Raw genomic sequence first — 21,866 nt, 5'->3', positions numbered from 1 at the left:
GCATAGGGAGCTGACGGCGTGAAAAGGGAGGGGCACATGCCCGAGGGTGGGGCGTCCATATCGAAATCGACCCATAACGGGACGGCGGGCGCGGGGGCGGGCGCAGTGGCCCCTCCGGGCGCGGCGGCGGCCCCGCCGGGACGGCGCACCGGCGGGGCGTCGCAAGCCGGTCTGCTGGTCACCTTCATCCTCGGCGGCCTGACCGCCGTGACGCCGCTGGCGATGGACATGTACCTCCCGGCCCTGCCGGAGGTCACCCGGTCGCTGAGCGCGCCCGCCGCGACCGTCCAGCTCACCCTCACCGCCTGTCTGGCCGGCATGGCGCTCGGGCAGCTCGTGGTCGGTCCGATGAGCGACCGCTACGGCCGGCGCCGGCCGCTGCTCGTGGGTCTCGTCATCTACGTCGTGGCCACCGCGCTGTGCGCCTTCGCGCCGACCGTCGAACTCCTCGTCGCCTGCCGGCTGGCGCAAGGCCTCGCGGGCGCGGCCGGCATCGTCATCGCGCGGGCGGTCGCCCGTGACCTCTACGACGGCGTCGCCCTGGCCCGCTTCTTCTCGACTCTCATGCTGATCTCCGGCATGGCGCCGATCCTGGCGCCGCTGATCGGCGGTCAGGTGCTGCGGTTCACGGACTGGCGGGGCGTCTTCGTCGTCCTCGCGATCCTCGGCGTGCTGCTGACGGCGCTCGTGTGGACGAAGCTGCCCGAGACGCTGGCTCCCGCCGACCGGCACGGCGGCAACGTCCGCGAGGCCCTCGCGCCGATGCGCCGGCTGCTCGCCGACCGGGTCTTCACCGGCTACATGCTCGCCGGCGGCTTCGCCTTCGCCTCCCTCTTCTCGTACGTCGCGGCCTCCCCGTTCGTCATGCAGGAGATCTACGGCGCCTCCCCGCAGACCTTCAGCCTGCTGTTCGGGCTCAACTCGATCGGCCTGATGATCATGGGTCAGGTCAACGGGAAGATCCTGGTCGGGCGGGTCCGGCTGGACAAGGCGCTGGGCGCGGGACTAGCCGTCGTGATCGCCGCCGCCACCGCGCTGCTGCTGATGTCGCTGGGTGTGTTCGGTGAGACGGGCCTGGTGCCGGTCGCCGTGGCGCTCTTCGTGCTGATGTCGTCCATGGGCGTCGTCATGCCCAACACCCAGACGCTCCCGCTGATGCGGGCCCGGCACGCGGCCGGCTCCGCCTCCGCCCTGCTCGGCACGACGTCCTTCCTCATCGGCGCGATCGCCTCCCCGCTGGTCGGCATCGCCGGCGAGGACACCGCCGTCCCGATGGCCGTCGTCCAGCTGGCCTCCGCCCTGGTGGCGACGGCCTGCTTCCTGGGAATGTGCCGCCCGTGGAAGACCGCGACGAGCACGAAGGGCGGGGGCGTCTGAGCACCCCGCGACTGCGCCGGGGCACCCCGGAACGCGCCGGGCTGGACGCCGCGGAACTGCGGCGTCTGGTCCAGGAGGTCCGCGCCCGCACCGAGGGGAGCCGCCCCTGGGCCGCGGGCGCGGTGGTCGTCGCCGGACGCGGTCCGGTGGTCGCGGTGGAGGAGGCGGCGGGCTGGGCGGTGCGCTACGCCCGCTACGACGAGCAGGCGGACGCGCCGGTGGAACTCCCGCCGGAGCAGCGGGTGCCGACGACCGTGGACACCCCCTTCGACCTCGCCTCCGTCACCAAGCTGTTCACGGCGGTGGCCGCGGTGCAGCAGATCGAGCGGGGCACGCTGGGACTCGACGCGCGCGTCGGCACGTACCTGCCGGACTTCACGGCGGCCGTACGGCACGGCATCACCGTGCGCCACCTGCTCACCCACACCTCCGGGCTCCGCCCCGAACTCCCCCTGTACGACTGCGCCGACGACGCGGAACGGCTGGCGCTGCTGCGCGCGGAACGGCCGGTCGCCGCGCCTGGCACGTACCGCTACTCCGACCTCAACATGCTGCTGCTCCAGCACGTCCTGGAGCGGCTCACCGGCCGCGCCCTCGACGTCCTGGTGCGCGAGGGCATCACCCGGCCGCTCGGCATGGACGCGACCGGCTTCGGACCGTGCCCGTCGGCGGCGGCGACCGAGGACCAGCGGCGTCCCTGGGCCAAGGCGGACCGGGGGATGCTGCGGGGCGAGGTGCACGACGAGAACGCCTGGGCGCTGGGCGGGGTCGCCGGTCACGCCGGCCTCTTCTCCACGGCGGGGGACCTGGCGGTCCTCTGCCGCGCCCTGCTGGCGGGCGGTTCGTACGGTCCGGCCCGCGTCCTCGGCCCGGACCACGTGGACCTGATGCTCCGCCCCCCGGGCCTCGGCTTCGCCGTCGACCAGCCGTACTTCATGGGCGCCCTGGCAGGCCACGGCGCGGCGGGCCACTCCGGCTTCACCGGCACGTCCCTGGTCCTCGACCGCGCCACGGACACCTTCGTCGTCCTCCTCGCCAACACGGTCCACCCCCGCCGCCCCACCCCACCCGACAGCACCCCGCGAGCGGAGGCGGCGACGCGGGTGGCACGGGCGGTACGGGGGAGATGAGAGGGCCCGCCTCGGGGTGGCCCGGCGGCGGCGTCACGCCCGCGCGTTCTCGACGCCCCGCACGCGGTGAGCACGCGGGGCCCCGCCCACGGACCGTCACCAAGGGGTGGGCGCCCCGGGCGCGGACTGCTTGAATGCCGCGGTGATCACAAGCGTGTGCGCCATCGCGGCCGGCGCGCTGACGGTGCTCGCGCTGAGCCGTACGGTACGGCGACGCGACGAGCGGGCTGCGAGGGGCGGGACGATCGAGGTGCCGTGCATGCTGCGGCACCCCGCCCGTGAGCGGCGGTGGCTGCGGGGACGGATGGCGGTGGGACCGGCCACGGTCGCCTGGAAGCCGCGAACCCGGGCCGGGGCGGAGGTACCTGCACCGACCGCGTTGCGGCAGGTCGGCACGCGTGCGCCCACGTGGCGGGAAGGGCTGAGGATGAATCCCGGGTGCACGATCGTCGCGTGCGACTCCTCGGTGGGCGCCGTCGAGATCGCCGTGATGCCGCACGACCTGGGGCACCTGCTCCTCGCCCTGGAGCGGACCGCGACGGAATGAGGACGCCGGGCACCGACGATGCGGGCCGGGTGCTCTCGTGGGCCGAGGGTGGGGGAGTCGGGGCATCGTGCGGCGCCGGCAGGGAGCTGACGCGCTCTTCGTCGCCCCGCACGGACGAATGGTCCGGGGCCCCGCGCCCCGCGGTGCCGCGTGGAACAGAGGCCCCCGGAGGGGGCCGTAGAATCTCCGGGTGAACGCCCCCGCCTCCCTCCCCGCCGCCGACTCCCTGCGTGCCGCCCTCAGTGGGCTGCTGGACGGGATTCCCGCGCGGCAGGCCGGTCAGGCCGTCGAGCGGCTGATCGGGCACTACCGGGGCGCCACCCCCACCGACGCCCCCATCCTGCGCGACCGCGCCGACGTGGCCGCGTACGCCGCGTACCGGATGCCCGCCACCTTCGAGGCGGTGCACGCGGCGCTGCTGGCCTTCGCCGACGCCGTCCCCGGGTGGGCGCCCGGGAGTCACGTCGACGTGGGCGGCGGGACCGGCGCGGCGGCGTGGGCGGTGAGCGCGACCTGGGACGGCCAGCGTCCGGTGACCGTGCTGGACTGGGCCGCGCCCGCGCTCGACCTCGGCCGTGAACTGGCCGCCGGCCACCCCGCCCTGCGCGGCGCCCGCTGGGAGCGCGCCCGGATCGGATCCACGCTCACCCTGGAGCCGGCCGACCTCGTCACCGTCTCCTACGTGCTCAACGAACTCACCGCCGCCGACCGCGCCGCGCTCGTCGACGCGGCCGCCGGCGCCGCGCGGGCCGTGGTGATCGTGGAGCCCGGCACCCCCGACGGTTACGCCCGCATGATCGAGGCCCGCGACCGCCTGGTCGCCGCCGGCTTCCACGTGGCCGCACCCTGCCCGCACAGCGCGTCCTGCCCGATCGTGCCCGGCACCGACTGGTGCCACTTCTCCGCACGGGTCAGCCGCTCCTCGCTCCACCGCCAGATCAAGGGCGGCACCCTCGCCTACGAGGACGAGAAGTTCAGCTACGTCGCCGCGACCCGGCTGCCGGTCACCCCGGCCCCCGCCCGCGTCGTCCGCAAGCCCCAGATCCGCAAGGGCCAGGTCCTCCTCGACCTCTGCGAGACGGACCCGGCCCTGAACCGCACCACGGTCACCAAGCGCCACGGCGCCCTCTACCGCGCCGCCCGCGACACGGACTGGGGCGACCCCTGGCCGCCGCGGTCCGCGCAGGACTGACGCGCCGTCATCCCTGCTCCGTCTCCTGCCCCTCGTCGCGCCGTTTCTGGAGCTTGCGCAGCAGCGCGCGCTTCTGGGCCCGGGGGTCCGTGCCGCCGCCGATGCGGCCGGCCGGGCCCCCGCCGCGCAGGGCCTTGCGGCCCAGGTGCTGCCGGGCGCCGCCGACCCCCAGCATGTTTCCGCCTCGAGCCATGACGGGCTCCCTTCCGACAGTCGCCGCACGACGGGCGGCCGACAGACAACAACAACGAAACGAGACGGCTCGTCTCGCTTTCCGGTCGTACCAGCGTCCGGCGAGACGCGGCGTCTTGTCAACCTGGTAAATTCGGGCCATGGCCCAGAACCCGTCGTCCGCCCCCGACACGTCGCGCCGCAGCGAGCGCTCCCGTCGTGCCATCTACGACGCCGCCCTCGCCCTCGTCGCCGAGGTGGGGTACCCGAAGACCACCATCGAGGGAATCGCCTCCCGCGCCGGCGTCGGCAAGCAGACGATCTACCGCTGGTGGCCGTCGAAGGCGGACGTGCTGCTCGAGGCGTTCCTCGACCTGAGCGACCAGGCCGCCGAGGCCGCCGGACAGAAGCCGTACACCATCCCGGACACCGGTGACCTCGCCGCCGACCTCAAGAACGTCCTGCGCGCCACGGTCGACGAGCTGGGCGACCCCGCCTTCGAGGCGCCCTCCCGCGCCCTGGCCGCCGAGGGCGTCGTCAACGAGGAACTCGGCCGCCGCTTCGTCGCCCAGCTCCTGGAACCCCAGCTCCAGCTGTACGTCGACCGGCTGCGCGCCGCGCAGGAGACCGGGGAGGTCCGCCCCGACATCGACCCGCGCATCGCCCTGGAACTCTTCGTCTCGCCGCTGGCCCAGCGCTGGCTCCAGTACACCGGCCCGATCACCTACGAGTACACCGACACCCTCGTCGACTACGCCCTGCACGGCCTCGCCCCCCGCTGACGCCGGCCCTCACCGCCCCGTCACCGAGCTGACCGCCCCCGGCACCCGCGTCCGGTGCCGCGCCAGCCGCCCCGGCGCGTCCGTGAGGACGCCGTCGCAGCCGAGCGCCAGGGCGCGGTCGCGCTGGGCCGGGGTCACGACGGTGTGCGCCCACACCCGAGGGATCCCCGACCGGACGGCCCGCGTCACATCCCCGTCCCGCGCGCGGATGTCGACGTCCAGCAGGTCGACGAAGGAACGCCACCGCTCCGGCCGGTCGGTGCGCATCTGCTCGGCCGAGCGCCACAGCTGGGTCAGCAGCCCCGCGCGGTGCACCCGCTCCGCCACCCGGGGGTGGTTGGTGTTGACGAACACCGACCGGGTCAGCCCCCGCGCCCGGATCATCCCGGCCACCCGCTCGAGCCCGGCCGGGTCCTTCAGCTCCAGCATCAGCAGGATCCGCCCGCCCAGCCGGTCCAGCACCTCCTCGACCGTCGGAGGCCGCTCCGACCGCCAGCTCCCCGGCAGCCGGTCGCGCGGGCGCAGCCGCACCCCCTTCCACTCCTCCGCGTCCAGCTTCCGCACCTCCCCGCCCAGGAAGGTCGTACGGTTCAGGGTCACGTCGTGGAAGACCACCGGCGTGCCGTCCCGCAGCACCCGGGTGTCGAAGTCCAGCACCTGCGCCGTACCGCGCCGGTACGCCGCCATCAGCCCCGACATGCTGTTCTCCGGCACCTCGCGCGCCCCGCCGCGATGCGCCGCGTACGTCACACGGGGCAGCGAGTCCACCGTCAGCGGGCCGTCGCCCCATTCCAGCGGGGGCGGGCCGCCGTGCCCCGTGAGCGTCAGCGCGGCGAGGGACACCACGGACACCAGGGCGGCAGGCGCCGACGACGCGATCCACGTGATCATGGCGCCACGGTAGGCGGGCTCATCAGGGCGGACCGCGCATCGACACCCGGTCCGCGGCCTCCCGGCGGATGTCCTGTTCGCCCCACCGGTCAGCTTGCGCCCGGTGCCGTCACCCTCGCCCGACCTGCGGTGATTACACGCTCCGGGCCCCCGATGCGCACGATCGTGGGACCATAGGGCATGCTGGAGCGCACGACGGCGAGGCGAGGGGATAGATGAGCGCGGAGTTCGGCGGCCGGAGCGGCCGGCAGGGCAAACTCTCCCAGTGGCTGCGAGGACGCCGCCCGAAGCAGGCCGCCGGTGACGGCGGCCGTGAGGCCCTGCTGCTCGCCGCCGCCGAAGCGGGACTGCCCCTCGCGCCCGCCGCGCACCCCGCCGGCTACCGCTGTTCCTGCGACCGCGTGGGCTGTCCCACCCCCGCCCGGCACCCGGTGTCCTTCGCCTGGCAGACCCAGTCGACCACCGACCACGCCCAGATCGAGCGCTGGGCCCGCCACCAGCCGCAGGCCAACTTCATCACCGCCACGGGCATGGTGCACGACGTCCTCGACGTCCCCCTCGACGCGGGCCGCGAGGCCCTGGACCGTCTGCTGGAGGCCGGGGTCGAGGTCGGCCCGGTCGCCGAGAGCGACGACGGCCGCCTGCTGTTCTTCACCCTCACCCGGGGCACCCCCGAGGACGAGGACGAGTGGTGGCCCTGCGAGCTGGACTGCCATCCGGAGACCATGGACGAGCATCCCGGACTGCGCTGGCACTGCCGGGGCTCCTACGTCCTGGTCCCGCCCGCCCGCCTCCCCGGCGACGACGACCCGTCGGTCCGCTGGGTACGCGGCCCCGAGCATCCGCTGCCCGACCCGCTGAGCCTGCTGGAGTACCTCACGGACGCCTGCGCCCGGTACGCGGACGTCCGGCCCGACCCCACCGGCGCCGCCTGGCCCCTGCGCCACTGAACGCCGCCGACCGTCACGCCGGTCCCCCCACGCCGTCCGCCCGCCGCTACTCGCCCTTCGCGGACGTCAGCCCCTGGATCCGCCCCAGCACCTCCACCGGCCCGTCCGCCGGGTCCAGCGCCACCTCGTTCGAGACGAACTCCATCGTCAGCGACTGACGTATCTCCCCGCTGGTCAGCGCCAGCACGTCCTCGTTCGGCGTCGGCACCGTCGCCCCGGCCGCCGCCGTCTGCTTCTCGAAGTGCCGTGTCGTGAAGAACACCAGCGCCCCGCCGTCCGCCGTGCGCAGCGCGAGCGGCGCGTAGTCGCCGTTCACCAGCGGCTCGTCGATGTACTGCGTGGCCAGACCCGGCCGCACCGACTTCTGCTTACGGGTGTCCCGCCACCCCGTGGTGTGCGGGCCCTCCGCGAAACCGGCCCCGCCGTCCTTCAGGTACGTGGCGTACTTCTGGCTCAACTCGCCCGGTGCGACCGCGACATCGGTGGAGTTCGCCGGGACGGTCTCGGCCCAGCCGTCCTTGTCCGTCTTGAACTCCGGCACGTCGTCCGGGGAGACCAGCGTCAGGTACGCCACCTCCCACGGGTCGTCCAGCGCGTCGCGGGTGAACACCAGCAGCCAGCGGACGTCACCGCCCTTGTTGGCGGCGGTGTCGGCGAGGAACCAGCGCGGCCAGCCCGCCTTGGCGGGGATGGTGAACTTCGCGTCGGTCAGCTCCAGCGGCGCGTGACTCGGGTTGCCGTCCGGGTTGTTGACCTTGCCCGCCTTCAGCCGGGCCCCGTCGATGTCGGCGAGCGCGCCGGTGGTGCGGTCGGCGTCCAGGGAGGAGTCGTACGCCTTGTCGGCGGCGTTGTACGCGGCCGTGAACTCCTTGAGCGCCTCGGCGGCTTCGGCGCGGGTCGTCGCCGGGAGCACCTCGCGCTCGCCGTGCACCACCACACAGCCGCTCGCCGTCAGCGACAGCGCGGTCACGGAGACCGCGGCCAGCGCGGTACGGCGAGGCCCGCGGGGCCCGCGGAGTCCGTGGAGCCTACGAAGACCGAGATCCCTGCTCATCCGGTTGCTTCACCTTCCCCTTCCCGGAGGCGAACCCTACCGGGACGCCCGCACCGCCGGACGCGGGGACCGGTCACAGCGGCCACACCGTGACCTGGACCGCCTGACGGCACGCCGATCCTCACTCCTCCCGCACGGGCAGCACCAGCACCGCCCCCGTCCGCGGATGCGGGAGTACCTCGACCGGCTGGTCGTAGACCTCCGACAGGAGGGGCTCGGTGAAGATCTCCTCCGGGGGGCCGTCCGCCGCGACGCGGCCCGCGCGCAGGACCGCCACCCGGTGGGCGTAGGCCGCGGCGAGGCCGAGGTCGTGGAGGACCACCACCACCGCGTCCCCGGCCCGCGCCCGCTCCCGGCACAGCCGGAGCACCAGCTCCTGGTGGCGCAGGTCGAGTGCGGCCGTCGGCTCGTCGAGCATCAGCAGCGGCGCGCGCTGGGCGAGCACCCGGGCGAGCGTCACCCGCGCGCGTTCGCCGCCGCTCAGCGCGGAGAACGGACGTCCCGCGAACGCGGTCACCTCGGTCGCGGCCATCGCCTCGGCGACGGCCGCGTCGTCGTCCTCCGGGCCGAGCGCGGCCCAGGGCGCCCGTCCCATCCGTACGACCTCCTCCACCGAGAAGGGAAAGCTCAGTGCGGACGCCTGCGGCAACACCGCGCGGCGCAGGGCGAGTTCGGGGGCGGACCAGTCCGACACAGGGCGCCCGTGGATCCGTACGACCCCGTACGCAGGCGCGAGGTCGGCGGCGAGGGCGCCGAGCAGGGTGGACTTGCCGGCCCCGTTGGGCCCGACCAGCGCGAGCACTTCGCCCGCGCGGACGGCGACGTTCACGCCGTGGAGGACGTCCCGGGTGCCGTCGAGGCGGACGTGGAGGGCTTCGGCCTCGGCGAGGGTGTCGCCGGGGGAGGCGGGGAGCGGGGGAGCGGGACGGGGGCGGAGCAGTCGCACGGAAGGACCTTCCGGATCGGAACAAGGGGGACTGACGGACGAACGGCTGGGCGAGCAACCCAGGGGGCGCGGGGAACCGCGAGACCAGCCCTCACCGGCCCGCGGACGACGCGCGGCGCGGGACCGGAGGCCGGGGCTCTTGGACGAACGGCACGGCAGACCCCCTCAGAGGCGCGGGGAACTGCGCGACCAGCCCCCGCTCCCGCCGCAGACGGGACACGACCTCACGCCCAGCCCCCGTGCCGCCGCCGGGTCCTCCGCAGCAGCCAGAAGAAGAAAGGGCTGCCGAGCAGCGCCGTCAGCACCCCCAGGGGCAGCTCCGCCGGCGAGGCGACCGTACGGGCCGTCAGGTCCGCCGCCAGCAGCACCAGCGCGCCCAGCAGCGCGCTGCCCGGCAGCAGGAACCGGTGTCCGGGCCCGGCCGCCATCCGCAGCAGGTGCGGCACGACCAGCCCGACGAAGCCGATGATGCCGGACACGCTCACCGCGGCCGCGGTCAGCAGCGCGATCACCAGCACCAGCACGATCCGCAGCCGCTCCACGTCCACGCCCAGGTGGCGGGCGGGCCGCTCGCCCAGCGCCAGCAGGTCCAGGCGGCGGGCGTACAGGGGCGCGACGCCCAGCCCGAGCACCGCGCACGGCAGCACCGCCAGTACCTTCGGCCAGGTCGCCTGGGACAGTGAGCCGAGCTGCCAGAAGGTGATCTGGTTGACGGCGGCGGCGTCCGCGAAGAACAGGAACAGCCCGATCAGCGCGCCCGCGAAGGCGTTCACCGCGATACCGGTGAGGATCAGCGTCACCACCTCGGTGCGCCCGCCCGAACGGGACATCGCGTAGACGAGCAGCACCGTGACGAGTCCGGCGACGAACGCCAGGATCGAGACGGTCCAGTTGCCGGCGAAGTTCAGCCCCAGCGCGATGGCGGCCACCGCGCCGACCGCCGCGCCGGAGGAGACGCCGATGACGCCGGGTTCGGCGAGCGGGTTGCCGAACACGCCCTGCATCAGCGCGCCCGCGCACCCCAGTGACGCCCCCACCAGCAGGGCGAGCACGATCCGCGGGAAACGCACGTTCCACAGCACGGACTCGGCGACCCGGTCGAGCTCCGTGCCGCCCAGGCCCAACCGGTGCTGCACGGAGGCGACCACGTCCCCGACGGGCACGGGATAGGCGCCGGTGCGGGCCGCCACGGGCACCAGCACGACGAGGGCGGCGACCAGACCCGCCGTCAGCAGCCAGGGGACGCGGCGGCGCCGGGCGGGCGGGGCGGCCTCCCGTGGTTCCGTGCCGGAAGGTGTCCTGGTCAGGACGCTCACCGGGCACCGCCCTCGCCGCCGTAGAGCTGCTCCATGACGGAGGAGAGCACCTGGTCGGTGCGTGGGCCGTAGTTGAGCAGCACGCCGTCCTCGACGGAGACGATCCGCCGGTCCATCCCGGCGGGGGTCTGCGCGATGCCGGGGATCTCCACCAGCCCGTCGACGCCGCCGACCGACTCCAGCCCCTTCGACATCACGAGCAGCGCGTCGGGGGCCGCCTTGACCAATGCCTCGCTGGTGAGGGCGGTGAAGTCCTTCTCGAGGCCCGACTCGGCGCCCGCGTCGACCGCACCGGCCGCCTCGATCAGCGAGGTGGCGCCGGAGCCCTTGCCGCCGATGAGGTACACGGAGGCGGAGCCGCGCAGGTACAGGAAGGCGACCCGCGGCTTGTCCTTCTCCGCCGGTACGGACTCCGCGACGGCGGCGACGCGTTCCTCCGTACGCCGGGTCAGCTCCTCGCCCGCGGACGGCACACCGAGCGCCTGGGCGACGGCCTCGATGCGCGGGCCGACGTCGTCGAGCCCGGTCGCACCCTCGACGACGAGGACGGGCACGCCGGCCGCACGGATCTGGTCCATGGCCTCTTCGGGGCCGGTGGTGGATTCGGCGACGACGAGGTCGGGGCGCAGGGACAACACCCCTTCGGCGGAGACGTCGTGGCCCCGGGTGACGACCGGCAGGGCGGCCGCCTGCTCGAAGGTGGCGGTGACGTCACGGGCGACGACCCGGTCGCCGAGGCCGAGGGTGAACACGATCTCGCTGAGGCTGCCGGACAGCGGGACGATGCGCTCCGCCTGCTCGACCGTCACCTCCCGGCCGTCGGCGGAGCGGACGGTCACCGGGAGCCGCGGCTGCGGGGTGGAGTCCAGGGGTTCGACGCGGTCCGCCGTCCTCGTGGATGAGGCGACGGGGGAGGGGGAGGCGGCGTCGGAGGAGCCTCCGCACGCGGTCGTGGTGAGGGAGAGGGCGAGCACGGACAGCAGTGCTCCCGCCAGTTCTGTGCGCAAGCGTCGCACGGTTCCGTCCGTTCCTTCCGGCTGTGGGTGCATGTCGACCCAGGCGTAGCTTAGGTTAGCCTTACCTTCGTTCGCTATAGGCCCCCGCCTCCGGAGGACTTGCCATGCCCACGCGTCTTCGCGTCCTGGTCGCCGTGCTCTGCGCGGCCGTCGTAGGCGCGCTCGTCCCGGCCGCCACTGCGCACGCCGAGGCTCGTACCGTCCAGGGCGGCAGGCTCGACTGGGGCATCAAGACGTCGTTCCAGCGCTACGTCACCGGCCCAGTCGCCCAGGGCGGTTACGCCCTCACCGGCGGCGCGGCCACGGTCGGCGGCAGCGGATTCCGCTTCCACTCGGCCACCGGGACGTACGACGGCGAGACGGGCGCCTTCCGCGCCGCCTTCTCCGGCGGGGTGCGCTTCACGGGGCACCGCACCGACAGCGGTGCGTACCAGCTCGACCTCACCCTCAGCAGTCCCACCGTGTCCGTGTCCGGCGGCTCCGGCACCCTCTACGTGGACGTCACCAGCAAGGCGAAGGACACCGGGGCGATCACGACGGCCCGTCAGGTGCCCTTCGCCTCCCTCTCCCTCAGCGGCATCGACATGCGCGGCGGCGGCACCTCCGTGGTCCTGAACAACCTGCCCGCCACCCTCACCGCCCAGGGCGCCACCTCCTTCGCCGGCTACTACACGGCCGGTACCGCCCTCGACCCGGTCAGCCTCTCCGCCGACGTCCGGCAGCCGCGGGGCGAGGCGACCAAGAGCCCCGCGGCCAAGAGCCCGCAGCCCGAGAAGACGCGGAAGGCCGTGAAGAGCACGGCGCTCGTCGACGGAGCCGTCGACTGGGGCGTCCGCCGCACCTTCCGCGAGTACGTCACCGGCGACATCGCCCGCGGCAGTTGGGCCCTCACCTCCGGCGCCCTCGACGGCGGCGCCTTCTTCCGCTTCCCCGGCGGCCGGGGCACGTTCGACGACGGCGACCTCACCGCCACCTTCCGAGGCGCCGTCCGCTTCACCGGCGACCACGGCCTCGACCTGCGCATGACCGCCGTCCGCGTCACCGTCGAGGACGGCGAGGGCACCCTCTACGCCGACGTCACGACACCGGACCACACCGGCCGCAAGGTCCCGTTGGTCACCTTCACCGCGGAGAACCTCAAGACGAGGAACGGCCTCGCCACCGTCACCGAGGCCTCCGCGAAGCTCACCGCCCGGGGCGCCGAAGCCTTCGGCGGGATGTACCCGGCGGGCACCGCGATGGACCCGGTCACCCTGGCCGTCGCCCTCACCGACACCGCCGCGCTCCCCGCCCTGCCCGACCTGGGCAGCGCCCCGACCGCCACCCCGACGGCGTCCCCGTCCCCCTCCGTCGCCTCGCCCGAGCCGGCCGCGCAGGCCACAGGGCCCGACGACGACGGCACGTCCCCCGCTCTTCCCCTCTCCCTCGCGGCCGGATCCCTGCTGGTGCTCGCCGGCGCCGCCGCGCTCCTCGTCCGCACGCGCCGCGCAGGCACGGACGCCGCGGACACCCCGCGGAACCACTGATCCCCTTCACCTCCAAGGAGACATCCCGTCATGTCCGCAAGACGACGCCGCTCCCTCGCCCTCGCCGCCGCGGTGGCCACCGCGGCCGCCCTCGGCGCGACCGCCGCACCCTCCGCCTCCGCCGCCGCAGTGCCCCTCGACGGCTACGAACTGACCTGGGGCATCAAGGCGAGCTACCGCACCTACGTCACCACCTTCGCGCAGGGCACCTTCACGCCCGGCGCCGGCGCGAGCCAGGCCGAGAACAACGGCGCCTTCACCTTCACCGGCGGCACGGGCGCCTACGACTCCACCACCCACGTGATGTCGCTCGGCTTCCGGGGCGAGCTGCACGTCAAGTCGGAGAAGCATGGCTTCGAACTCAGTCTGTCCGACCTGAGGTTCGACAGCGGCAAGGGTGAGATCACCGCCGACGTCGAGCGGAACGGCACAACCGAGGACGACGTCCCGCTCGCCACCGTCACGGTCACCCGCGCGATGACCGACATGGCCACCACCCTCACCAAGGAGGCCGGCGAGGTCTTCGGCAGCGCCAGTTACGCGGGCGCGGAGGGCGACCCGCTGAGCATCGTGAAGAAGGCCGACCCGGAGCCGGAGCCCGAGCCGTCCACCACCGAGCCCGCCACCACCCCGCCGGCCTCCCCGACCGCCGAGCCCGAGCCCACCGGTCCGGCCACCCCGACGGCCGTCCCGACCGGTTCCCCCACGCCCACCACGCAGCCCCCGACGCCCACTCCGAGCGTCACCGCCTCGCAGTCCACCGCGCCCGCCACCCAGGGCGAGATAGCCGACGGCACCCTCGACTGGGGCGTGAAGCAGTCCTTCCGCACCTACGTCACGGGCCCCGTGGCCAAGGGCACGATCACCGCCTCGGAGGGCGCCACCCAGGCCTCCGGCAACGGCGCGTTCACCTTCTCCGACGCCACCGGCACGTACGACACGGAGGCCGGCACCCTCAAGGCCGGCTTCGAGGGAGCGGTCACCTTCAAGGGCCACGAGCACGACGGCGCCCACAGCCTCGACCTCACCCTCGGCGACCTGCGGGTGAATCTCACAAAGGGCAAGGGCACGCTCTCCGCCGACGTCGCCGACCACGACGAGACCACCCAGGACGTCGTCCTCGCCGACCTGTCCTCCCCGTCGCCCACGCTCACCGCGAAGGACGACGTCATCACCCTCGACAAGGTGACCGCCACCCTCACCGAGGCCGGAGCCAAGGCCTTCGGCGGGTTCTACGCCGCCGGCGCCGAACTCGACCCGGTGAGCCTGGCGGTGTCCCTCACCGAGGGCGCGGAACTGCCCGCCGGCACGGACGGCAACGGCACCGGCGGCAGCGGCACCGGTACGGACGGCGGCCCGGACGGTTCCGGCTCCACCACCGGCGGTGTCGGCTCGACCGTCGGCGGCGACCTGGGCGGCAGCCTTGCCAGCACCGGGTCCGACATCCCGGTCGGCGCCCTCGGCGCGGCGGCCGGCGCGGCCGTGGCCGCCGGGGCGGGCGTCGTCCTCGCCCTCCGCCGGATGCGCGCGACGGCAGGGTGAGTCACGGGGACGACGCACACCGTCCCCCTCCACCGAAACGCGTCGCCACGCGACGGAAGGGCGCCCCTCGCCCCCGGAGGCGCCCTCCCCGTGCGTCCGCCTAGCTCGCGAAGGCCGGCAGGGCGAAGCGCTGTACGAGCGGGAAGCCGTCCTCGCGGGCGCTCTTGGCGTTGACCGAGTGGACGACCGTGCGGGACAGGTCCCGGGTGGCGCCCAGCACCGTGTGGTAGCCGGGGCGGGAGCCGGTCTTGCCCCAGATCTCCCGGCCGTCGATCACGAACCGCTGGAGTGCCATCCCGTAGGTCGCGCCGTCGACGTCCGGCACGGTGAGCATCTGGTCCAGCAGCGACCGCGGGACGACCTTGCCGCCGAACACGCCGAACACCAGGCGCTCCAGGTCGGCGGTGGTGGAGATCATGTCGCCTGCCGCCCAGCGGTCGGACATGTTCCACTCGGTGACGTCGGTGGTCCGGCCGCCGATGTCGGCGTACGCGCGGTGGTGCGGGCCGTGGATGCGGGGGTCGGGGCCGCCGGGGAAGCCGGTGTGCCGCATGCCGAGAGGGCGGAAGACCCGTACGGCCGCCTGGTGTTCGTAGCTGTCTCCGGTCACCGCCTCGATGAGCATGCCGAGCACGGTGTAGTGGATGTTCCCGTACTCCTGCCGCTCGCCGGGGTCGTGCGCCGGGCCCTGGGCGACGGACGCGCCCACCACCTCCTGAGGGGTGAGCGTCTCGAACCGGTGCGCGTACATCTCCTCGGTCGTCGAGCCGAGGCTCGCGCCGGGGCGCAGTCCGCTGGTGTAGGTGAGCAGGTGACGCACGGTCGGGGGCTCGGTGAAGGACGGCGGGAGCAGGTCCGGCAGATAGCGGCCGACGGGCGCGTCGAGGTCGACGCGCCTCTCCGCGACGAGCTGGAGCACGACCGCCGCGGTGACCACCTTGGTCGTGGAGCCGGCCCGGAAGCGGGCGTGCGGCAGTGCGGGCGCCCCCGTGCGCAGGTCCCGGACGCCCGCGCTTCCCGACCAACTGCCCTTGCCACCGACCCGGATCAGCGCCGCGGAGACGTCCCCGTCGGGGACCTCGGCGAGCGCCCGCTCCAGCGCGGTCGCGTCGAACCCGCCGGCGCGGGGCGCGGAGGCGGCGGGGTGAGGGGCGGCAGCGGGGTGCGCGGCGGCCGTCCCGGCGAGGGGGACGAGCAGCAGGGACGAGCCCAGCAGGGCGGACACGGCCGTGGCGCGGGCGCGGGCGGTGGTGCGTGCGGTCATGGAGGATCTCCGATCGCGGCGGTATGTGCGTACGTGCTGCGGACGGAACCATCCTGGTGATCAAGTGAGGCGCCGGGATCGTACGCGGTGACGAGGCCCGCCCCTGACGCGTCCCTCACCGACCGGCCTGTCCTGTAGGGGACTTCCCGGGGCCGTGGCCCCGAGACGGGCGGGTGCCCGGGCCCATGGGCGGCCGGGGGCCGCGGACGGTGCTTCAATGCCCCCGTGACTGCTTACGACGTGCTGCGTGTCTTCTGCGGCCCACGCGGCGGATACGGCAACGAACTGGGCGTCGTCCGGGACGGCTCGGTTCTGCCCGGACCGGACGAGCGCCAGGAGTTCGCCGCCGAACTCGGCTTCAGCGAGACCGTGTTCGTCGACGACCCCGAGCGCGGGGTGATCGACATCTACACCCCCACCACCCGCCTGCCCTTCGCGGGCCACCCCTGTGTCGGCGCCGCCTGGCTGCTCGACGTGCCCGAACTCGTCACGCCCGCCGGGGTCGTGGGCGCCCGGCAGGACGGGGAGTTCTGCTGGATCGAGGCACGCGCGGAGTGGGTGCCGCCGCGCACCCTGCGGCAGTACGCCACCGCCGCCGAGGTGGACGAGCTGCCCGTGCCGCCGAAGGGCGAGTGGATCTACGCCTGGGCCTGGCTGGACGAGCCGGCCGGACGGATCCGCGCCCGCGCCTTCCCCGGCCGCACGGAGGGGCGCGGCGACAGCCGCTCCGGTGGGGCCGGCGCCTGCGCCGGGGGCATCGACGAGGACGAGGCGACCGGCGCCGCGGCGCTGCTGCTCACCGACCGGCTGGGCCGCGCCCTGAACATCACCCAGGGCGCCGGCTCGCAGATCCTCACCGCGCCGCAGCCGGAGGGATGGACGGAGGTCGGTGGCCGGGTCCGCCTGGAGCGCTGACCGGCACGACGGACGGGCGGCGCCGTCCGGGGCGCCGCCCGGCGTTCGCCCGACACGGACACCCTCGCGGGCGATCTGGCCGCCGTGAACGGTGAGGTGGAGGCCCGGGCTCACCGGTGAGCAGCCCGCGCGACGGCGGCCAGCGCCACACCGGCCGCCGCCTGTCGCGCGAGAAGCGGCCGCCTGCGGCGAGCGGAACGAAGCCGCGATCAGCGCCGCGGGCGTGCCGAAGGCCGGCTCACGCCGACAGCGGGAACTCCTCGCCCAGTGCGCGGAACACGTCCGAGTTCAGCGAGAACGCCCGCTTGCACTCGGCCACGACGCGCTGCTTCTCCAGGTCGTCCACCGCCAGCCCGTCCAGCAGCGCGCGGTACTCCCGCTTGAACGCGGCCGGATTGGTGATCCCTTCGAAGACGTAGAAGCGGACCCCGTCGCCCTTCTTCGTGAATCCCCAGGTCCGCTCCGCCTTGTCGCGGATGATCTGACCGCCCGAGAGGTCGCCCAGGTAACGGGTGTAGTGGTGCGCGACGTACCCCGCCGGCCACGCGCGGGCCACGGCCGCCACCCGGTCCGCGTAGACCCGCGTCGCGGGCAGGGCGGTCAGGGTCGAGCGCCAGTCCGGGCCGCGCAGATGCTCGAGGTCCCGCTCCAGGGCGGCGAGCCGGAACAGCTCGGGGCGGACGAACGGGCCCGTCACCCGGTCCGACGCCAGGTACTGCGCGCGGGACTCCAGTGCCTCGTACACGAACCACAGCTGCTCGGTGTAGCGCGCGTAGGCGTCCACGCCCAGCCGTCCGCCCAGCAGATCGGTCATGAAGGTCGAGGTCTCCGCCTCCATGTGCTGCTCGTGGGAGGCGGTACGGATCAGGGTCGAGAAGGAGTCCATGGTCCGATCTTCTATGGTTAGCCTTACCTAAGTCAATGCCTTGCCGACGGCCTGTCGGGAACTTCCCCCGCCCATGCGCCGGGCACACGGCGTGAGGCACGAGGAAGGAAAGCGGAGGGCCCGCGCTCCCGGAGGAGGCGGGCCCTCGAAGGCGTGGCGCGGACGCGCCGGACGTCACGGCAGGGTCAGGATGTCCGCCCCGGTGTCCGTGACCACCAGCGTGTGCTCGAACTGCGCCGTGCGCCTGCGGTCCTTCGTCACGACCGTCCAGCCGTCGTCCCACATGTCGTACTCGTGGGTGCCCAGCGTCAGCATCGGCTCGATGGTGAAGGTCATCCCCGGCTGCATCACCGTCGTCGCGTGCGGGCTGTCGTAGTGGGGGACGATCAGGCCCGAGTGGAACGACGAGTTGATGCCGTGACCGGTGAAGTCACGCACCACCCCGTAGCCGAACCGCTTCGCGTACGACTCGATCACCCGGCCGATGATGTTGATCTGGCGGCCCGGCTTCACCGCCTTGATCGCGCGGTTCAGCGCCTCGCGGGTCCGCTCCACCAGCAGGCGGCTCTCCTCGTCCACCTCGCCGACCAGGTACGTGGCGTTGTTGTCCCCGTGCACCCCGCCGATGTACGCGGTCACGTCCAGGTTGACGATGTCGCCGTCGCGCAGCACCGTCGAGTCCGGGATGCCGTGGCAGATGACCTCGTTGACGCTGGAGCACAGCGACTTGGGGAAGCCCCGGTAGCCGAGCGTCGACGGGTAGGCGCCGTGGTCGCACATGTACTCGTGCGCCACCTTGTCCAGCTCGTCCGTCGTCACGCCCGGCGCGATGAGCTTCGCGGCCTCCTCCATCGCGCGGGCCGCGATCCGGCCCGCGAGCCGCATCGCCTCGATCGTCTCGGGCGTCTGCACCTCCGGCCCGGTGTACGGGGTCGGCGCGGGCTTGCCGACGTACTCGGGACGGCGGATGTTCCCGGGCACGGAGCGGGTGGGGGAGAGCTTCCCCGGTACGAGGAGTGACTGGCCAGACATGCCGCGAGTCTAATTCAGCCGCGACGGGGGACCATCTTCCGTGGCGAGAGGAGCCGACATGCCCCTGTTCAAGAAGCGCACGGCCGGCAAACCCGGCGAGTGGTACTACTGCCTGGAGCACAAGAAGGTCGAGGAAGGGCCCGAGTGCCCCGCCAAGGACCGCTTCGGTCCGTACGCGAGCCGCGCAGAGGCGGAGCACGCGATGGAGACCGCCCGCGAACGCAACCTCCAATGGGAGAACGACCCCGCATGGCACGACGCGCCGAAGGGCCGCGACGAGGACTGAACCGCCGCGTCACCGGCGCGTCACCAGCGGGTCGGCGGCGGGGCGGTGAGCAGGTCGGCCAGCCGGGACAGCCGGTCCCGGAAACGGCGGCGGCCCCGGCGGGCGGGCAGCGCGTTCTCCCCGGCCGCCGCGCTGACCAGGTGCTGCACGGTGTCCAGGTCCAGCTCGGAGCCGTCCGGGACGGGCAGCACCTCGTGCGCCAGCGCCGGCAGCTCGCCCGCCTCCGGACCCAGCGACAGCAGCGTCGCCCCGGCGCGGCGGGCGTCCGACGCCCGCTCCAGCAGCGCCGCGGGCGGATCGCCGGGCGCCACCACCAGCAGCGTCTCGCCCCGCCGCGCCGCCTCCAGCCGGCCGAGGCCCACCGCCAGGTGCGCCGGGTCCGTGGGGCGCGCGTCGTGCCGCACCAGCGTCGGCGCCAGCTCCGGGGTGCCCGACCAGGCCGCCTCGTCCACCAGATGCGCCGCCAGGTGCCACGGCTCGTACTCCGGCGTGCCCACCAGCAGCAGCCCTCCGCCGTGCGACACCACCGACCCGCGCAGCGTCCCCGCGAAGTGCCGGGTCGCCCCCAGCCACTCCGTCCCCGCGAGCACTTCCCTCAGCAGCGCGACCCGTACGGCATCCATGCCGCCGCATCCTGCCCCCAACGGCACGCCCGCGTCCCCGTGTTCGGGGAGGGTTCGCCCGACCCGGGGACACCGGGCGGACGCCCGCGGGCGTCGCGTGACAGGCCTCACGCCCGGCCGGTGCGGAGGCGTGCGCGGCCGTAGAGTCGGGCCATGACCTCTACCGACAGCGCACAGCAGCCCCCGAAGAAGGCCCCCGCCAAGGACCCCTGGGACCTGCCCGACGTCTCCGGCCTCGTCGTCGGCGTGCTCGGCGGCACCGGACCGCAGGGCAAGGGCCTCGCCTACCGGCTCGCCAAGGCCGGCCAGAAGGTGATCATCGGCTCCCGCGCGGCCGAGCGGGCGCAGGCCGCGGCCGAGGAGCTCGGGCACGGCGTCGAGGGCGCCGACAACGCCGAGACCGCGCGGCGCAGCGACATCGTCATCGTCGCCGTGCCGTGGGACGGTCACGGCAAGACCCTCGAGTCCCTCCGCGAGGAACTGGCCGGCAAGCTCGTCGTGGACTGCGTCAACCCGCTCGGCTTCGACAAGCAGGGCGCCTACGCGCTGAAGCCGGAGGAGGGCAGCGCCGCCCAGCAGGCCGCCGCGCTGCTGCCGGACTCGCGGGTCACCGCCGCGTTCCACCACCTGTCGGCGGTGCTGCTCCAGGACCCGGAGATCGACGAGATCGACACCGACGTCATGGTCCTCGGCGAGGTCCGCGCCGATGTGGAGATCGTCCAGGCGCTGGCCGGGCGCATCCCCGGCATGCGGGGCATCTTCGCCGGGCGGCTGCGCAACGCCCACCAGGTGGAGTCGCTGGTCGCCAACCTGATCTCGGTCAACCGCCGCTACAAGGCGCACGCCGGGCTCCGCGTCACGGACGTATGAGGCGATGGGGGACACTGGAGCGGAAGCAGTGTCCCCCGACAGGAGCCCCCGCCATGCCCCGCCTCGCCGTCTACGCCCTCGTCGTGTGCCTCCTCGCCGTCGCCGCGGCCGTCGTCTCCTTCGTGGAGGGCAGCGTGCTGATCGGCGTCGTGTGGGTCCTGCTGGCGGGCCTGTCGTCGAACATGACCTGGTACTACATCCGCCGGGCCCGGGCCGCCGGCCCTGACACCCCGGCCACGAACTGACTCGGCAGGGGCTGACCCCCTCCAGGGCCCGGTGGGACGCCCGGCGCCTGGCCGGCGGGCCCCGCGCCCTGCAACGGGCTGCGGCGGGCAGCCGCCAAGCTGCGGGCAGTCGTGCCGCTGGGGCGGCACGGGTGGGCGCAGCGGCCTCAGCCCGGCAGCGGCTCGAGCGTGCCCACCGCGGTGAGCGGGACGCGGGTGCCCTTTGCAGCACCGGATCCTGCACGCACGCACCCGTAGGTCACCTGGCCCCCGGTGGTGGGTGCCGCTGCGCCCACCCGTGCCGCCCATACGGCACGACTGCCCGCAGCGGCGGTGGTGGTGGGGCTGCGCCCGGCGCGACTGCCCGCAGCGGCGGCGGGGTGTCGCCCCACAGGGGGATGCAGGGGTGCCGCGCCCTCAGACTCCGCAGTACTCGTCCGTGCCCCGCCAGAAGCGGAACAGGTCGAAGCCGCAGTACGTGTCGATCTCCTCGATGCACAAGAAGCCCAGCACCCCGTCGACCATGTCGAAGAAGACGCGGTTCACGGACGGCACCCACAGCAGGGCGAACACGAACAGCAGCCCGAACGGGGCGAACGGCTCGACCTGGCGGCGGACGCCGTGGGAGAGCCACGGCTCGATCACGCCGTAGCCGTCCAGCCCCGGCACCGGCAGGAAGTTCAGGATCGCCGCCGTGACCTGCAGCAACGCGAGGAACGCCAGCGCGAACCGGAAGGCGGGCGGCACGCCGTCCAGCGCGCCCAGCCAGAACGGCGCCGTGCAGATCACCGCGAACAGCACATTCGTCAGCGGCCCCGCCGCCGAGATCAGGCTGTGCCGCCACCGCCCCCGGATGCGGCCGCGCTCGATGAACACCGCCCCGCCCGGCAGGCCGATCCCGCCCATGATCACGAACAGCACGGGCAGCACGATGCTCAGCAGCGCGTGCGTGTACTTCATCGGGTTCAGCGTGAGATAACCCTTCGCGCCGACCGAGATGTCCCCGCCGTGCAGGGCGGTGCGCGCGTGCGCGTACTCGTGCAGGCACAGGGAGACGATCCACGCGGACGTCACGAAGAGGAACACCGCGAGCCCCGGCACGGCCGCGAACCCCGTCCAGGTGGCCCAGCCGGTGACCCCCGAGACGGCCAGGATGCCCAGGAAGACGGGACTGACCCTCCGGTCGCCGGGACGGGTGGCGGTGGTGGTCATGTGACTCCCAGGACTGAGGAACGCGCGGGCCTGCCCGACCGTACCCGGACCCGGCACGCCGGGAAAACGCTTCGCGCGGCCGCCCGGTTCCGTGCAAGGTGAGGGCGCCCCTGA

23 protein-coding genes are annotated in these 21,866 nt (G+C 74.0%); 12 read left to right on the top strand and 11 right to left on the bottom strand.

Annotation, left to right across the window (positions count from 1 at the left end; translation table 11 throughout):
• The first annotated feature begins 36 nt into the window (after nt 1-36).
• The 4 genes from MTR79_RS26280 (at nt 37) to MTR79_RS26265 (ending at nt 4,246) form a co-directional block, all read left to right on the top strand.
• Nucleotides 37-1,377, top strand: a complete 1,341-nt coding sequence (locus MTR79_RS26280; protein WP_086698747.1) for a multidrug effflux MFS transporter — start codon at nt 37-39, stop codon at nt 1,375-1,377.
• On the top strand, nt 1,338-2,507 hold the full coding sequence (locus tag MTR79_RS26275; RefSeq protein WP_244792089.1) for a serine hydrolase domain-containing protein: 1,170 nt from the start codon (nt 1,338-1,340) through the stop codon (nt 2,505-2,507). The genes MTR79_RS26280 and MTR79_RS26275 overlap by 40 nt, the downstream gene beginning before the upstream one ends.
• A 142-nt stretch (nt 2,508-2,649) precedes the next feature.
• On the top strand, nt 2,650-3,054 hold the full coding sequence (locus tag MTR79_RS26270; RefSeq protein ID WP_244792088.1) for a DUF2550 family protein: 405 nt from the start codon (nt 2,650-2,652) through the stop codon (nt 3,052-3,054).
• 190 nt (nt 3,055-3,244) lie between these two features.
• On the top strand, nt 3,245-4,246 hold the full coding sequence (locus MTR79_RS26265; protein ID WP_244792087.1) for a small ribosomal subunit Rsm22 family protein: 1,002 nt from the start codon (nt 3,245-3,247) through the stop codon (nt 4,244-4,246).
• A gap of 7 nt (nt 4,247-4,253) precedes the next feature.
• Here MTR79_RS26265 and MTR79_RS26260 read toward each other — a convergent pair whose 3' ends face one another.
• A complete protein-coding gene (locus MTR79_RS26260; RefSeq protein WP_244792086.1) occupies nt 4,254-4,439 on the bottom strand; it encodes a DUF6243 family protein in 186 nt (61 codons plus the stop codon).
• Between the two features lie 139 nt (nt 4,440-4,578).
• Here MTR79_RS26260 and MTR79_RS26255 point away from each other — a divergent pair, with 139 nt between their 5' ends.
• The gene (locus MTR79_RS26255) at nt 4,579-5,199 is read left to right on the top strand and encodes a TetR/AcrR family transcriptional regulator (RefSeq protein WP_086705037.1); all 621 of its coding nucleotides are present in this window, start codon (nt 4,579-4,581) and stop codon (nt 5,197-5,199) included.
• A 9-nt stretch (nt 5,200-5,208) separates the two neighbouring features.
• Here the strand turns inward: MTR79_RS26255 and MTR79_RS26250 are convergent, their stop codons facing one another.
• Complete coding sequence (locus MTR79_RS26250) at nt 5,209-6,090, bottom strand: glycerophosphodiester phosphodiesterase family protein (RefSeq protein ID WP_189365086.1); 882 nt, start codon at nt 6,088-6,090, stop codon at nt 5,209-5,211.
• A 215-nt stretch (nt 6,091-6,305) separates the two neighbouring features.
• Here MTR79_RS26250 and MTR79_RS26245 point away from each other — a divergent pair, with 215 nt between their 5' ends.
• A complete protein-coding gene (locus MTR79_RS26245) occupies nt 6,306-7,040 on the top strand; it encodes a bifunctional DNA primase/polymerase (RefSeq protein WP_086705035.1) in 735 nt (244 codons plus the stop codon).
• Between the two features lie 46 nt (nt 7,041-7,086).
• Here MTR79_RS26245 and MTR79_RS26240 read toward each other — a convergent pair whose 3' ends face one another.
• The 4 genes from MTR79_RS26240 to MTR79_RS26225 form a co-directional block, all read right to left on the bottom strand.
• The gene (locus tag MTR79_RS26240; RefSeq protein ID WP_189365085.1) at nt 7,087-8,094 is read right to left on the bottom strand and encodes a hypothetical protein; all 1,008 of its coding nucleotides are present in this window, start codon (nt 8,092-8,094) and stop codon (nt 7,087-7,089) included.
• Nucleotides 8,095-8,215: 121 nt separating this feature from the next.
• Nucleotides 8,216-9,040: a heme ABC transporter ATP-binding protein gene (locus MTR79_RS26235; protein WP_244792085.1), complete on the bottom strand. Its 825-nt coding sequence runs from the start codon at nt 9,038-9,040 to the stop codon at nt 8,216-8,218.
• Nucleotides 9,041-9,264: 224 nt separating this feature from the next.
• Nucleotides 9,265-10,275: an iron ABC transporter permease gene (locus MTR79_RS26230; RefSeq protein ID WP_189365159.1), complete on the bottom strand. Its 1,011-nt coding sequence runs from the start codon at nt 10,273-10,275 to the stop codon at nt 9,265-9,267.
• 77 nt (nt 10,276-10,352) lie between these two features.
• Nucleotides 10,353-11,405 carry a hemin ABC transporter substrate-binding protein gene (locus MTR79_RS26225; RefSeq protein ID WP_244792084.1) on the bottom strand — a complete coding sequence of 351 codons (1,053 nt, stop codon included), beginning with the start codon at nt 11,403-11,405 and terminating at the stop codon, nt 10,353-10,355.
• A 71-nt stretch (nt 11,406-11,476) separates the two neighbouring features.
• Here MTR79_RS26225 and MTR79_RS26220 point away from each other — a divergent pair, with 71 nt between their 5' ends.
• Both MTR79_RS26220 and MTR79_RS26215 read left to right on the top strand, forming a co-directional pair.
• The gene (locus tag MTR79_RS26220; RefSeq protein WP_244792083.1) at nt 11,477-12,898 is read left to right on the top strand and encodes an HtaA domain-containing protein; all 1,422 of its coding nucleotides are present in this window, start codon (nt 11,477-11,479) and stop codon (nt 12,896-12,898) included.
• A gap of 30 nt (nt 12,899-12,928) precedes the next feature.
• Nucleotides 12,929-14,440, top strand: coding sequence for an HtaA domain-containing protein (locus MTR79_RS26215; protein WP_244792082.1), 1,512 nt, complete (start codon nt 12,929-12,931; stop codon nt 14,438-14,440).
• 100 nt (nt 14,441-14,540) lie between these two features.
• Here MTR79_RS26215 and MTR79_RS26210 read toward each other — a convergent pair whose 3' ends face one another.
• Entirely contained in the window at nt 14,541-15,704 is a 1,164-nt protein-coding gene (locus MTR79_RS26210; protein ID WP_244792081.1) for a serine hydrolase domain-containing protein, read from the bottom strand.
• A 225-nt stretch (nt 15,705-15,929) separates the two neighbouring features.
• On the opposite strand from MTR79_RS26210, the gene MTR79_RS26205 reads away from it, so the two are divergent.
• Entirely contained in the window at nt 15,930-16,619 is a 690-nt protein-coding gene (locus tag MTR79_RS26205) for a PhzF family phenazine biosynthesis protein (protein WP_086701195.1), read from the top strand.
• 238 nt (nt 16,620-16,857) lie between these two features.
• On the opposite strand, the gene MTR79_RS26200 is transcribed toward MTR79_RS26205, so the two are convergent.
• Both MTR79_RS26200 and map read right to left on the bottom strand, forming a co-directional pair.
• On the bottom strand, nt 16,858-17,505 hold the full coding sequence (locus MTR79_RS26200) for a biliverdin-producing heme oxygenase (RefSeq protein WP_189365079.1): 648 nt from the start codon (nt 17,503-17,505) through the stop codon (nt 16,858-16,860).
• A 174-nt stretch (nt 17,506-17,679) separates the two neighbouring features.
• Nucleotides 17,680-18,537 (bottom strand): type I methionyl aminopeptidase, encoded by an 858-nt coding sequence (gene map / locus MTR79_RS26195; RefSeq protein WP_048456686.1) that lies wholly within the window; start codon nt 18,535-18,537, stop codon nt 17,680-17,682.
• A gap of 58 nt (nt 18,538-18,595) precedes the next feature.
• Between map and MTR79_RS26190 the strand changes: the two genes are divergently transcribed.
• Nucleotides 18,596-18,823 (top strand): hypothetical protein, encoded by a 228-nt coding sequence (locus tag MTR79_RS26190; protein ID WP_048456687.1) that lies wholly within the window; start codon nt 18,596-18,598, stop codon nt 18,821-18,823.
• Between the two features lie 20 nt (nt 18,824-18,843).
• Here the strand turns inward: MTR79_RS26190 and MTR79_RS26185 are convergent, their stop codons facing one another.
• Entirely contained in the window at nt 18,844-19,446 is a 603-nt protein-coding gene (locus tag MTR79_RS26185; protein WP_086701193.1) for a hypothetical protein, read from the bottom strand.
• Between the two features lie 153 nt (nt 19,447-19,599).
• Here MTR79_RS26185 and npdG point away from each other — a divergent pair, with 153 nt between their 5' ends.
• Nucleotides 19,600-20,316, top strand: a complete 717-nt coding sequence (gene npdG / locus MTR79_RS26180) for an NADPH-dependent F420 reductase (RefSeq protein WP_086701191.1) — start codon at nt 19,600-19,602, stop codon at nt 20,314-20,316.
• Nucleotides 20,317-20,369: 53 nt separating this feature from the next.
• Nucleotides 20,370-20,561, top strand: coding sequence for a hypothetical protein (locus tag MTR79_RS26175; protein ID WP_189365076.1), 192 nt, complete (start codon nt 20,370-20,372; stop codon nt 20,559-20,561).
• 396 nt (nt 20,562-20,957) lie between these two features.
• Here MTR79_RS26175 and MTR79_RS26170 read toward each other — a convergent pair whose 3' ends face one another.
• Complete coding sequence (locus MTR79_RS26170; protein ID WP_086701188.1) at nt 20,958-21,752, bottom strand: site-2 protease family protein; 795 nt, start codon at nt 21,750-21,752, stop codon at nt 20,958-20,960.
• Between the last annotated feature and the right edge of the window lie 114 nt (nt 21,753-21,866).

The sequence above is a fragment of the Streptomyces sp. BJ20 genome, from assembly GCF_022869105.1.
In the GTDB taxonomy this organism is placed as follows: domain Bacteria; phylum Actinomycetota; class Actinomycetes; order Streptomycetales; family Streptomycetaceae; genus Streptomyces; species Streptomyces griseoincarnatus.
Note: the sequence above shows the minus strand (reverse complement) of the source record. Positions and strands in the feature narration are given on the sequence as shown.